Origin of the sequence: Streptosporangium sandarakinum, assembly GCF_050942225.1 — a bacterium.
Lineage (GTDB): Bacteria > Actinomycetota > Actinomycetes > Streptosporangiales > Streptosporangiaceae > Streptosporangium > Streptosporangium nondiastaticum.
Genome location: NZ_CP192034.1, coordinates 5,882,689 through 5,895,422, shown reverse-complemented (window position 1 = coordinate 5,895,422; position 12,734 = coordinate 5,882,689). Strand labels below are relative to the sequence as shown.

Sequence of the window (12,734 nt, the reverse complement as noted above, 5' to 3'; positions counted from 1 at the left end):
TACGGTCGCCCCGCCGGTCAGCCGCCCTGGGACCAGACGCCCTCCCAGCCGGAGCAGCGGCCGGTGATCCTGGTGGACGTGCCGCGGCAGACCTTGGCGGAGGCGGTGAGCATGTAGCCGGCGTTCACCCGGAAGGGGAGGATCCGCGACTGGGAGCAGTTCCGGAACGTCTTCGTGTGCCACCGGCCCCGGTCGGAGAGCCACTTGATCTTCAGCCACGAGCAGGTGCGCGCGCCCGCGGCGTCGTAGAGGTCACCGTGGATCCGCAGGCCGGTGCCGGAGCTCCTGACGACGCCGCCGGCCCAGCCCCTGCGGTCGGAGGAGGCGGTGGGGCCCCACTCCCAGGTCTCGGCGGCCCTCGCGGCCGACACCGTGGAGGCGGTCGCGGCGGAGGCCGAGGCCGCCGTGGCGGGCAGGCCGAGCCCGAGGGCGGCGGCCGTCGTGAGGCCGAGCAGCAGGCGGGCGGTGCGATGCATGGGTCTATCTCCTGAAAAAACCGGATTTCTGATGGCCAAGAGATATCCGGGACGGCTTGCAGACGGCTTGCCGTCCCTTGCAAGCACCCGGCCGCGCCGCTCCCATCGCCCGGCCGCGCCGCCCCTATCGCCTGGCCGCGCCGCTCTCATCACCGGGCCGCGCCGCCCTATCGCCGGGCCGTGTCCTCGCGCCGTCCGGTCCGTCAGCGTTTCCCGGTCCCCCGTGTTTCCCCGGTCCGTCCGCGTTTCCCTGGTCCGTCCGCGAAAGACGTGCTCTCCCCGCCCGCCCGCTCGCCACCATGTGGGCGTAGCCGTCAGCCACCAGGTCACAGGACTCACGGGCCACGTCTCTCAGGGCCGCGGTCGAGGCTCCATGCCGACGAAGACCGCGTGGAGCACGCGGTCGAGGTAGGCGGGCGTCATCGGCTGCTGGGTGATCAGCAGTCTGTAGTACAACGGGCCTGACAGGATCTCGAAGGCGAGGTCCAGGTCGAAATCGGGTGCGAGCCGTCCCTGCTCCTGGGCGGTCCTGAGCCGGGCCAGGGTGTCGGCCGTCTGCGGCTGGATGAAGCGTTCGTTGAGGGCGGCGGCGACCTCGGGATTGTGCTGCGCCTCGCCGATCAGGTCCCGGTACAGCGGTCCCCAGGGCGGCCGGGCCAGCAGGTCGACGGCCTGGACCATCACCTCACGCAGGTCGGCCATGATGTCGCCGGTGTCGCGATGCTCCAGGCTCGGGCTGCTCGAGGTGAGGACCGCGTCGAGGAACAGCAGGGCCTTGGAGGACCACCGGCGGTAGATGGTGTCCTTGCCGACGCCGGCCCGGGCGGCGACCGCCTCGATGCTGAGCTTGGCGTAGCCGACCTCCCGTGCCAGGTCGAGCGTGGTCTTGATGATCGTTTCGGTGCGGGCGTCGGAGCGGCGGCGGGCGTTCATGGCGCCATTTTACGGGTCGGGACGACCCGTTTGACAATGATGAGATGCTCCCTTCACACCAGGTCAAGCCCTACGTGACGTCCCGGCCCGCTCTAGAGTTCTGGTGGGTACGACCGGCCCCGTTCTCAGCGGCGCGGGGAGGTGTTCTCATATCGCCCACCGTGCGCTGCGACCGGAGCGGCACCGGTTGGGGCGACCCGTCGCGCACCCGCCGAGACCGGATCCCGTTCCCGATCACTCCGTACCCCGTCCCGGCCTGGCCGGAGCGGTTCACCCGCGGGCGGCGGGCCAGGACAGGACGAACGTGGTGTGACGCTTACGGATCACCAGTTCGTCTCCGGCGGCCGTCCCGAAGCCGTCGCCGTCCCCGGCCGGCGGGACGCCCATCCCCGGCGGACGGCCGAGGTCCCCCGGGCGCACGCCGTCCCCGGGGCGCGGGTCGCCCCCCGGGTACACGTCGACGCGCAGGCCCGACGTCGACGGGCGTCCGGCCGCGTCCCACGCCCGCAGGTGGGCGAGGAGGTCGGCGGCGAGCCCCGCCCCGCCGGGCCCGAACGCCCGCACCACCGGCGGCGCGGGCGCCTCCCGGGGATGGAGCAGGCACAGGCCGCCGTCCTCGACGATCCCCAGGGCCGTCGTGAACCCCCACCGGCCCGGCGCGCCCGCCGCGAGCCACCGGGGCCGGGACTCCGACAGCAGGCACCAGCGCGGCTCGTGCGCGGCCAGCCACAGGCCGAACCCGTCGGCGAGCGCGGCCGGGTCCACGGCCACCCCGGCGGGAAGTTCGGACACCGGGCCGCCGAGCACCGCCAGGACGTCCCCGGCCTCCCTCGCCCAGGGCAGCGAGATCATGAGCTCCGAGTCGCGGTCCAGCGGCCGGAGCACCTCCGGGCCGGCGAAGGGCCCGCGCAGCCGCATGAACCCGCAGGCCACCGCGGAACGGCTCGTCCAGTGCCCGTCCGCCCACTCCAGCGCCACCGAGCGCTGCACGCCGTTCAGGTCCATCGGGGCGACGATCCGCCCGCCGGGCGCGAGCTGCTCCAGCCAGGCCGGGAAGAGGTCCCACACGCCCACGGTCGCGATCACCCGGTCGTACGGCGCGCCCGGGGCGAACCCCTCGGCGCCGTCACCGCAGACCACCTCCACCCCGGGAAAGCCCGCCTCCGCCAGGTGGCCCCTGGCGCGCCCGACCAGGCCGGGGTCGATGTCGACGCTGATGACCCGGCCGCCGGGACCGGCCAGGTGCGCGAGCAGCGCGGCGTTGTAGCCGGTCCCCGCGCCGATCTCCAGCACCCGGTGCCCCGGCTCCACCCCGAGCTGCTCCAGCATCAACGCCATGATCGTCGGCTGGGAGGAGGAGCTGACCGGCCGGCCCTCGGCGTCGCGCCGGGTCACGACGGCCTCGTCCCGGTACGCCGCCCCCGGGGGCACCCCCGGCAGGAAGAGGTGCCGGGGAACCGCCCGCAGCGCCCCGGCCACCTCCTCGCCGATCCCGCCGCGCCCGCGCACCCGGGCGACCATCTCCTCGCGCAACGCGTGCCAGTCCGCCATCGCCGACCTCCAGACCCGCCGGTCCCGCCGCTCGCCGTACAACCGCCCCCGAGCTCTATGCCCACTCGGCGAGGATCTTGGCCTCCTTCTCCGGGTCGATGCCGTGACCGCGGAAGGAGCGCTCCTCCACCGGGATCCCGCGGAGCCAGGCCCAGGTGTCGCGGATGGTCTCGGCGACCGGGCGGCAGCGCAGCCCGGCGGCGAGGGCCTTCTCCGACGACGGCAGCCAGACCCCGGCGAACTCCTCGTTGCGCGGCGCCCAGACCGGCAGCTCGGTCCACGGGGCGACGTCCCGGTCGAGCAGGAACTCGTCGTCCACCCAGACCAGCTCCGCGTCCGAACCCGTCACCGCGCGGCACTCCTCCAGCAGCCCGCGGTAGGTGATGTTGCCCCGCACCCCGCTGACGAAGAAGCGGTCGTTCGTCCCGGCCTCGGCCTGGTCGAGGGTGAACGCGGCGATGTCACGGGCGTCGATGAGCTGCATCTCCATTTCGGGGTCGCCCGGGGCGAGCACCCGCCCGCCGCGGTCGAGCCGGGTGAGCCACCACGGCAGGCGGCCGACGTTCTCGTGCGGGCCGATGATGAGACCGGGCTCGATGATCAGGGCGTTGCCGTCGAAGCCCTGCTCGACCGCGCGCTCGCAGCCCGCCTTGAGGACGCCGTAGTCGCCGTCGTCCCGCCCGGCGTCCGGCGCGCACTCGAACCGGGGCGAGCTCTCGTCGGCCGCCTGCCCCGGCCAGACGGAACAGGCCGAGATGCTGGAGATGAACGCGTAGGTGGCCGCCCTGCCGTTGAGGACGCGCACCGACTCGCCGACGACGCGGGGGACGAACCCGCAGACGTCGACGACGATGTCCCATTCCCGGCCCTCGGCGAGCCGCTCCAGGTCGGAGGTGACCTCCCGGTCACCCCTGACCGCTTCGACGCCGGGTACGTCGACACCGTTCCTGCCCCGGTTGAACGTGGTGACCTCATGTCCGCGCCGCAGCGCCTCTTCGACGATCGCCCGGCCCAGGAAGACCGAGCCGCCGATTACCAGAGTCCTCATGGCCGATCATTGTTCGCCCGCCGTCCGCGGCGTGACCATGGCTTTCACCCTCGGCGCAAGCCGTACGCCCACAGCGGACCGGCCGCGAGCGGCGGGCTCATCCGCGCGTGGCGGGCTGATCCGCGTGCGGCGGCCTCACCCGCGTGCGGCGGGCTCGCCCGCGCGTGGCGGGTCTGTCGCGCCCCCGGCTCACATGGCGCCGGCCGCGAGCGGCGGGCGCTCCAGGACGTGGACCTGCGCCGTGCCGATGTCGAAGTAGAGACCCACCAGCTCCAGGCGGCCCTCCCGGACGAGCCGGTCCACCGCCGGATAGGAGCGCAGGTTGTCGAGCTGCTGGAGCACGTTGGCCCGGCAGAGACGGTCCAGCGGGCCGCCGTCGCCGTCCCCCGGGGACCCGGCGTCCCCGGAACCGGGAACCTCGCCGCCGGGCGTCTCGGACGGCGCGCCGCTCCCGGCGGCGAACCGGGTCAGGCTGTGGCGGCCGTGCCGCAGCCAGCGGCCGAGCGCGGGCATGCCCTCCGGCGCGTCGCCGCCGAGCAGCGCCGCCATGGCCCCGCAGCCGGAATGCCCGCACACCGTGATGGTGCGGATGCCGAGCGCCTCCGTGGCGTACTCGATCGCCGCGGCCACCGAGTCGTCCGGGGGCGCCGTGCCCCGGCGGGGCACCAGGTTGCCGAGGTTGCGGACGGTGAACAGGTCGCCGGGACCGCTCGCGGTGATGAGGTTCGGCACGATCCGGGAGTCGGCGCAGGTGATGAACAGGTGCGACGGCTCCTGCTTGCGCGCCATCCCCATCATGAACGGGCGGATCAGCGGGGCCGTGCGGCGGTGGAACTCCCGCGCCCCGGCCAGCAGGTCCGGCTGCCCCGAGCCGTCCCCGCCCACCGTGGCCGCACCGGCCACGGTGTCCGCCACCCGCGCGGACGCGACCGCGAGGTCCGCCGCCGCGGACGACCGGCCGCGCCGCCGGTGGGCCCAGGGCAGCCACCAGCGGTCCGGGGCCGGCGGCGGAGGCTTGGCGGGGAGCACCCGGGCGCCGCTGGCCCCCATCGCGTACCACTCGTCGTGGATCTCGTCGATGTCCACGCTCCCGCCGCTCCGCTCGTGGTCGGTGCGCCAGGCGTGGACCGCCTCGAACGCGGCGTTGTCCATGAAGTCGATGTTGAGGTCCAGGTCGACCGGGACCCCGGCCGGGATGGCGCGCAGCGCCGAGGTGATCCGCGGGACGCCGAGGAAGGTCAGCGAACCCGCGATCGACACGTGCCAGTGCCCGCCCGGCTCGGGGGTGACCCGTACGGTGACCCGGGTCAGCCGCCGCAGCGCCAGCAGCGCGGCGAGCCCGAGCCCGAGCAGCACGCCCTCGGCCAGCCCGACGAGCGCGACCCCCAGCATGGTGGTCACGTACACCGGGATCTCGCCGTGCCCCCGCAGGTTGCGCAGGTGCCCCATGTTGACCATCTGGACGCCGATGAACACCAGCAGGGCCGCCAGCGCCTCCATCGGGATCAGCGTGATCGTCCAGCCCAGGCAGAGCGCGAACACCAGGATCCACACGCCGTGCATGACCGTGGACCAGCGGCTGCGGGCGCCGGCGCGGGCGTTGGTGCTGCTGCGCACGATGACCCCGGCCACCGGCAGGCCGCCCAGCGCGCCGGTGACCATGTTGGCCACGCCCTGCGCGGTGAGCTCCCGGTCCAGGTCGGTGCGCCGGCCGTCGTGCAGCTTGTCGGTCGCCACCGAGCACAGCAGCGACTCCACCCCGGCCAGCAGCGCCACGAGCAGCACCGCGGCGACGATCCCGTGCCAGTCGCCGCGCGGCCAGGCCGGCATGACCCACGTCTCCAGGCTCTTCGACAGGTCGACCCGGGTGACGTCCCAGCCGGACGCCGCGGCGACCGCCGAGGCGACGACCAGGGCGGCCAGCGGCGCCGGGACGAGTCGCAGCCGCTGCGGCAGGTGGCCCCAGCCGACCAGGACCGCGATGGTGATCAGTCCGGCGTAGACGGCGTGGTCGTGTATGTCCAGAATCTGCCGGGGCAGTTCGGCGACGTTCTCGATCGCGGAGCGCTGCGGGCTGCCGCCGAGCACGACGTGCAGCTGGGAGAGGGCGATCACCACGCCCACCCCGGCGAGCATGCCGTGCACCACGGCGGGGGACACCGCCAGCGCCGCCCGGGCGACCCGGAACACCCCCAGCAGGAGCTGCAGGGCGCCCGCGAACAGGGTGATCATGCAGGTGGCGCGCCAGCCGTACGTCGAGACCAGCTCGGCCACCACCAGTGAGAGGCCGGCGGCGGGACCGCTGACCTGGACGACCGAACCTCCCAGGAGGCCGGCGACCACGCCGCCCACGACGCCCGCGATGAGCCCGGCCGCCAGCGGTGCTCCCGAGGCGACGGCGATGCCCAGCGAAAGGGGCACCGCCACCAGGAACACCACCAGGGAGGCGGGCAGGTCGTACCGCAGCACGGAGGTGATACCACTCCGTGCGATCGTTTCGTTACTCTTCGTGTCCGTCCCCATGGGGCAGACCCTATGTCGCGGGCCTCCGCCGACCGGGCGGTTGTCGGAGGCCTTTACGCAGCCGGGAGGAAATCAGCGGTAATAGTCGGGGTGGTCCGGCTGCTGGGCCGCGGCTCGGCGGCTCCGCCGGGAGCCCCGCCCCTGCCCCTCGGGGGCCGCGGCGGGGCCGGTGCCGGGAGCGCCCGGGGCCGGCTCGGGCCAGGCGGCGGGGGACTCCGGGCTCGCCGGGCGGACGGGGTCGTAGCCGTAGCCGCCGGTCGCCTGGCCCGAGCCCTGCCGCGGGTCGGCGGCGCGGTCGCCGGGGGAGACGCTCCGGGAGGGCGCCGTCGGGGTCGACAGCGCGGGGGTCGGGCCGGTGAGCGCGTCGTCGTCGATGGTGGCCCAGCCGGGGCTCACCTCGTAGGAGCCCGCGGTCGGCGCGCCGTACACCGGCGACTGGTACGAGGAGTATCCGGGGGCGGGGTCGTCGAGGATGTCGGCGGTGTTCGCGGCCGGCCAGCCCCCGGACACCGGGGAGGTGGCCCGCGCCCAGGGATTGTCGGAGATGTCCCCGGGCGTCCCCGGCGCCGCGGGTGCGGAGGAGCCCTGCGCCGGGGCGGTCCGGGGCCGGGGCGCGGGGGCCGAACCGTACGGCTCGGCCAGCGGGTCCGGGGCGGGCCCGGCGGGCGCGGCGAGCGGGTTCGGGGACGTGGCGGGGAAACCGCCGCTGGTGGTCGGCCCCATCGGGCGCATCGGCGGCAGCGGACCGGCGAGCTGGTCTCCGGCCGGGCTCGCGGCGGGCACCGGCCCGGTGGCCGGCGACTGGCCCGCGGCGGGCGCCGGACCGCCGGTCGCGGCGGCGCCGCGCGAGCCGCGCCGGGGAGCGGGGCCGTTCAGCGGGTCGCCCAGCTGGTCGGGGCGGCTGGGCCCGCCGCTGCCGGGGGTACGGGGGCGGCCGGAGCCGCGCCGGGAACCGGTCCGGCGTCCCTCGGACGGCGCGCCCGCGGTGGGGGCGGCGAAGGTGACCGTCTTCTGCTCGGCCAGCGCGGCGGACGTCGGTGCGGGCTCGGGCTGGACCGGCCCGACCAGGTCGGCGAGGCCGGAGGGCAGGGAGGCGGCGGCGGGCTCGGCGGGGACCGGGGCGGGAGCCGGGACCTGGGGCCGCGACTGCGGCTGGGGCTGGGACTTGCGGTGCGGCAGCGGCACCTGGACGGTCATCGCGTCGGCGTCCACGCCCGGGGCGGCCTGGCCGCCTGGGGCGGCGTGGCCCGCGGCCGCCGGGTTCTCCAGCGAACCGCCGAAGCCGCCGACATCGGCCTGCAGGCGTGTCCAGTAGTCGTCGTCGTAGTCGTCGGCCCCGCCGAAGTCGTTCATGCCGCGCTTGCCGCGGGCGCCGGACGGCCGCGGCCGCGACGGCTTGGGCTCGTCGAACGGCGTGAGGTCCGGGGAGTAATGCGTCATCTTCGGCTCGCGTGCGGCGAAGTCGTCGATGGACACGGCCGGAGTCTGCGCCTCCTTCTCCGCCATCTCACGCAGACGCTCCGCAGGGAGCGCGCTCTCCCTGCGGTTCATCGACCGCACGCCCAGTGCCACGACGACGAGCACGAGGAGCACGACGGCGACCAGGATTATTACGACCGCGGTCATTGCACCACCCTCAAGGCCATGGCCTTCCAGCGGCGCCGGTGAGGTCGCGCGGCCATCGACGCGACCTGCCCCCTTGCATCACCTGCGCACGGACATTGGTTCTGATTGTGTCGGACCACTATGAGCGTTGTCACACCCAACGTGAAGAATCGGTAACCATCAATACCTCCGGTGTTCGGCGCATCACTGGATGTGCCCCGCGGTCAGCCTGCCCCAGGCGATCGTCTTCTCCGCGATCTCCTTCAGCGTCCTGCTGAGCGGGGCTCCCTTGCCGAGGTGGATCTTCCCGTTGAGCGCGTAGACGGTGAAACGATAGCTCTGCCCGCGCCGGCACGGCGGGGCGTAGCCCACCTTGCCGCTCGTCGTGCTCCCCTCCACCGCGCCCACCGGGACGCTCTTCTCCGCGACCTCGTTGGTGCGCGGATCGATGTCGAACACCACCCAGTTCACCTCGCCGCCGGCACGCGCGTTGTTGTCGGCCACGATCGCGACCGACTTCGTCCCGTCCGGCACCCGTGACCAGCGCAGCGGCGGGTTGCCGGACGATCCCTTGCACGAGTAGTCGGACGGCAGGACCGCGCCGTCCCGGAGGCGGGGACTGGAGACGCTGATCGGCTCCAGCTGCAGCCGATCGGCGGACGCGCTGCTGCCCACCATCCCGCAGCCGGAGGAGACGACGACGAGCGCCGCGGCGAGTGCCGTCGGTACGGCCCGCCGCGGGCGGCGCGTAGACGTGTGCGGCTGCCCCATGCCCGATGATGCTACGCGGATCTGGAAGATGCGCAGACCGGATCGCGAGGTTCCATGGCGCGGAAACACCCGGGAATCGGACAGAATCAGAGCATGGAGGGGGTGCGGGTGGACGGGAAAATGACCTTCGCCATCCTCGGATCCCTGGAGGTCCGCCGGGGGGACGAGCCGGTGGGGATCTCCGGTTCGCGCCTGCGCGCGCTCCTCGTCCTGCTGCTGCTCGACGCGGGCCGTACGGTTCCGGCCGGCCGCCTCATCGCGGGGATCTGGGACGACCGCCCACCGGCCGCGGCGGGTAACGCCCTGCAGGCGCTGGTCTCCCGGCTGCGCGCCGCGCTCGCCGCCGAACGCGGGATCGTCGAGGCCGTCGCCTCCGGCTACCGGCTGGCCGTCGAACGCGACCGGGTCGACGCCCACCGGTTCACCCGGCTGGCGGCCGAGGGCCGCGCGGCCCTCTCGGCGGACGCCCCGGCCGAGGCCGCGGCCGTCCTGCGCGCCGCGCTCGGGCTCTGGCGCGGCCCCGCCCTGGCGGACCTGGCGGACCCGGCGGGCGACGACGCCGTGACCGTCGCGGCCGCCGCGGCCGCCCGGCTGGAGGCTCTCCGCCTGGCCGCCGTCGAGGACCGCGTCGAGGCCGACCTGCTGCTCGGACGGCGGGCGGAGGCCGTCGCCGAACTGCCCGGTCTGATCGCCGCGCATCCGCTGCGCGAGCGGTTCCACGGCCAGCTCATGCGCGCCCTGTACGGCGCGGGCCGCCGGGTGGAGGCCCTGGCCGCCTACGAGGCGGCCAGGGAGGTGTTCGCCCGCGAGCTGGGAGCCGATCCCTCACCCGACCTGGCCGGGCTGCACCTGGCCATGCTGCGGGGGGAGTGGGCCGAGAGGCACGCCGGGCCTCGCCCGGCACGGGTTTCCCCACCCGCCGGGGACTTCCCGCCGGCCGGGCCGCCGCCCGCGGAGATCCCACCGCACGAGGGACACGGGGAACACGGGGAACACGGGGGAGAGGCGACCACCGATGCCTCGCCGTCCCCGCCCGCCGGTGCCCCCACGCCCGCTGATGAATTCACGCCCGCCGGTGAACCGGCCGTGAATCACCCCGGCGGTGCGCGGCCGGGCAACCTGCGGACCAGGCTCACCAGCTTCGTCGGCCGGGAACGCGACGTGGCGCGCACCGCCGGCTTCCTCGCCCGCCATCGGCTGGTCACCCTGACCGGCCCCGGCGGCGCCGGCAAGACCCGGCTGGCGGTCGAGACGGCCGAGGCGGTGACGGCCGAGGTGGCGGCAGAGACGGTGGCGGCAGAGACGGTGGCGGCAGAGACGGTGGTGGCCGAGGTGGCGGACCGGCTGCCCGACGGGGCGTGGCTGGTCGAGCTCGCCCCGGTGGCCGAGCCGTCGGAGGTCCCGCAGGCCGTGCTCTCGGCGCTCGCGGAGCTGGAGCTGCGCGACGGCCCCGCGGCCGGAATCCCACAACCCGGCAGGCTCCCGGCGCCCGTCCGCCGCGACCCCGTGCCCCGGCTCGTCGCGGCCCTGGCCGGGAGGCGGCTGCTGATCGTCCTGGACAACTGCGAGCACGTGGTCGAGGCGGCCGCGGCGCTCGCCGAACGGCTGCTCGCCTCCTGCCCCGGGGTGCGGATCCTGGCCACCGGCCGCGAACCGCTGGGCATCACCGGCGAGCTGGCCTGGCCGGTGCCGCCGCTGGACCTGCCGCCGGACGACGCGGACCCCCGCGATGCCCTGGCCTACCCCGCCGTCCGCCTGTTCGCCGAGCGCGCCGAGACCGTCCGCCCCGATTACCGCCCCGAGCGGGAGACCGCCGCGATCGTGCGGATCTGCCGCGAGCTCGACGGCATGCCGCTCGCCATCGAACTCGCGGCGGCCCGGCTGCGCGTGCTGTCCGCCGGGCAGATCGCCCGGCGACTCGACGACCGCTTCCGGCTGCTGACCGGCGGCAGCCGTACGGCGCTGCCGCGGCACCGGACGCTCCGCGCGGTGGTCGAGTGGAGCTGGGACCTGCTGGACGACCCGGAACGGGTGCTGGCCCGCCGCCTCTCGGTCTTCGCCGGGGGTGCCGCCCTCGGCTGCGTCGAGCGGGTCTGCGCCGGGGACGGACCGGCGGAGACCGACGTGCTCGACGTGCTGGCCCGGCTGGTGGACAAGTCACTGGTGGTGGCCGACGAACACGGCGCCGCCGTCCGCTACCGGATGCTGGAGACCGTCCGCGCCTACGCCGCCGAACGGCTGGCCGAGTCGGGCGAGGAGACCCGCGTACGGCTGGCGCACGCGGTGTTCTTCACCGAGCTGGCCGAGGCGTCCGACCCCGCCCTGCGGGACCACGGGCAGGTCGCCGCCCTTGCCGGGCTGGCCGCCGAGCACGACAACCTGTCGGCGGCGCTGCGCTGGGCCGTCGAGGAGTCCAGGACCACCCTGGCGTTGCGCCTGACCGGCGCGCTCGGGTGGTACTGGTGGCTGCGCGGTCACCGGGCCGAGGGGGCCCGCCGCGCCCGGGAGGCGGTCGGGCTGCCCGCGGGCGGCGAGGACCCCCGGCTGCTCGCCCTGGCCAAGGCCGCCTACGGGTACAACGCGCTGAGCGCCGGCGTCACGCTCGACGCGGCACGGGCCACGCTCGACGAGGTGGTACGGCTGGCCCGCGAGGAGCTGCCCCGCCCCTGGCACCCGTCGGTCGCGCTGGCGGGCACGGTCGCCGCGCTGTTCGGCGGCGGGCCCGTCGGTGAGCCCGACTTCGGCGAGATGTTCGCCCACCCCGATCCCTGGGTGACGCACTCCGCGCATCTGATGCGCGGGGTGGCGCACCTCAGCGCCGGCCGGGTCGAGGAGGCCGGGACGGACCTGCGGGCGGCGCTGGACGGCTTCGAGCGGATCGGTGACCGCTGGGGCGCCGGCAACGCGCTGGCCGGTCTCGCGGAGCTCGACCTCCTGCACGGCGAGTCCGCGCGGGCCCTGGAGCGGGTGCGCGACTCCATCCGGCGGATGGAGGAGATCGGCGCGGTCGACGAGGTCACCTTCATGCGCGGCCGCCTGGCGATCGGGCTCCACCTGGAGGGAGAGCGGGCGGCGGCCGAGGAGGCCCTGGAGAAGAGCCTCCTGCGGGCGCTGGAGAGCGACGACCGCATGACCGCGGTGCCCCTGCTCGTCGCCCGGGGCGACTTCGCCCGCCGGGACGGCGACCTGGAGCGGGCCCGGCGCCACTACGCCGAGGCCGCGGGCCTGCTCGACCGCGAGACCGTGACGCCGCCACAGCTGTACGCCGCGCTCGACACGGCGCTGGGACTGCTGGCCGAGCAGGAGGGCGACCTGCCCCGGACCCGGCGGCTGCTGGGCACCGCGCTCGCGAAGGCCGTGGAGAGCCGGGAGACGGCGCTGCTCGTCCCGGTCCTGGTCGGTTTCGCCGGGGCCGCACTGACCGATGGCGACCCCGGCGCGGCCGCCGTTCTCCTCGGCGGGGCCGCGGCGGCCCGGGGGACCGACGCGGTGGTCGACTTCGACCACGCGCGCGTCACCGAGCGCGCCGTGGCCGCGCTCGGCCCCGAGGAGTTCTCCCGGCGCCACGAACACGGCCGTGCCCTGCCCCGCGGGGAGGTCATCGATCTGGCGACCCGAGCTCCCGGTAGGGCTTCCTGAGCAGGTCGATCAGGGGGATGTGCCGTACCCGCACCGCCGGGGGCTCCAGCATCCGCAGCAGCAGGTCCGAGGGGGCGGCCGCGGCCGGCCGCGGCCGCAGCCGGTCCAGCGGGACGCCGGGGGAGTAGAAGGCCGAGGCGGGCTCGCCGGATTCGTCGAACTCGCTGAAGGGTTCCGCGGACGCCATG

General features: G+C 75.3%; 9 protein-coding genes. 1 reads left to right on the top strand and 8 read right to left on the bottom strand.

Annotated features, from left to right (window positions below; translation table 11 throughout):
* Positions 1-17: 17 nt before the first annotated feature.
* The 7 genes from ACQP10_RS27285 to ACQP10_RS27255 all read right to left on the bottom strand — a co-directional run bounded on the left by ACQP10_RS27285 (position 18) and on the right by ACQP10_RS27255 (position 8,907).
* The gene (locus ACQP10_RS27285) at positions 18-476 is read right to left on the bottom strand and encodes a hypothetical protein (protein ID WP_346023022.1); all 459 of its coding nucleotides are present in this window, start codon (positions 474-476) and stop codon (positions 18-20) included.
* Positions 477-827: 351 nt separating this feature from the next.
* On the bottom strand, positions 828-1,409 hold the full coding sequence (locus ACQP10_RS27280; RefSeq protein WP_346023021.1) for a TetR/AcrR family transcriptional regulator: 582 nt from the start codon (positions 1,407-1,409) through the stop codon (positions 828-830).
* A 270-nt stretch (positions 1,410-1,679) separates the two neighbouring features.
* Positions 1,680-2,960: a methyltransferase, FxLD system gene (fxlM, locus tag ACQP10_RS27275; RefSeq protein ID WP_346023020.1), complete on the bottom strand. Its 1,281-nt coding sequence runs from the start codon at positions 2,958-2,960 to the stop codon at positions 1,680-1,682.
* Positions 2,961-3,015: 55 nt separating this feature from the next.
* Complete coding sequence (locus ACQP10_RS27270) at positions 3,016-4,008, bottom strand: NAD-dependent epimerase/dehydratase family protein (protein WP_433539983.1); 993 nt, start codon at positions 4,006-4,008, stop codon at positions 3,016-3,018.
* A 189-nt stretch (positions 4,009-4,197) separates the two neighbouring features.
* On the bottom strand, positions 4,198-6,531 hold the full coding sequence (locus ACQP10_RS27265) for a SulP family inorganic anion transporter (RefSeq protein WP_433539982.1): 2,334 nt from the start codon (positions 6,529-6,531) through the stop codon (positions 4,198-4,200).
* A 72-nt stretch (positions 6,532-6,603) separates the two neighbouring features.
* Positions 6,604-8,157 (bottom strand): hypothetical protein, encoded by a 1,554-nt coding sequence (locus tag ACQP10_RS27260; RefSeq protein WP_346023017.1) that lies wholly within the window; start codon positions 8,155-8,157, stop codon positions 6,604-6,606.
* Between the two features lie 183 nt (positions 8,158-8,340).
* Positions 8,341-8,907 (bottom strand): YbhB/YbcL family Raf kinase inhibitor-like protein, encoded by a 567-nt coding sequence (locus ACQP10_RS27255; RefSeq protein ID WP_346023016.1) that lies wholly within the window; start codon positions 8,905-8,907, stop codon positions 8,341-8,343.
* Positions 8,908-9,027: 120 nt separating this feature from the next.
* Between ACQP10_RS27255 and ACQP10_RS27250 the strand changes: the two genes are divergently transcribed.
* Positions 9,028-12,546, top strand: coding sequence for an AfsR/SARP family transcriptional regulator (locus tag ACQP10_RS27250; RefSeq protein WP_433539981.1), 3,519 nt, complete (start codon positions 9,028-9,030; stop codon positions 12,544-12,546).
* On the opposite strand, the gene ACQP10_RS27245 is transcribed toward ACQP10_RS27250, so the two are convergent.
* The gene (locus ACQP10_RS27245; protein WP_346023014.1) at positions 12,506-12,733 is read right to left on the bottom strand and encodes a hypothetical protein; all 228 of its coding nucleotides are present in this window, start codon (positions 12,731-12,733) and stop codon (positions 12,506-12,508) included. The two genes, ACQP10_RS27250 and ACQP10_RS27245, sit on opposite strands and share 41 nt — an antisense overlap.
* Position 12,734: the final 1 nt, after the last annotated feature.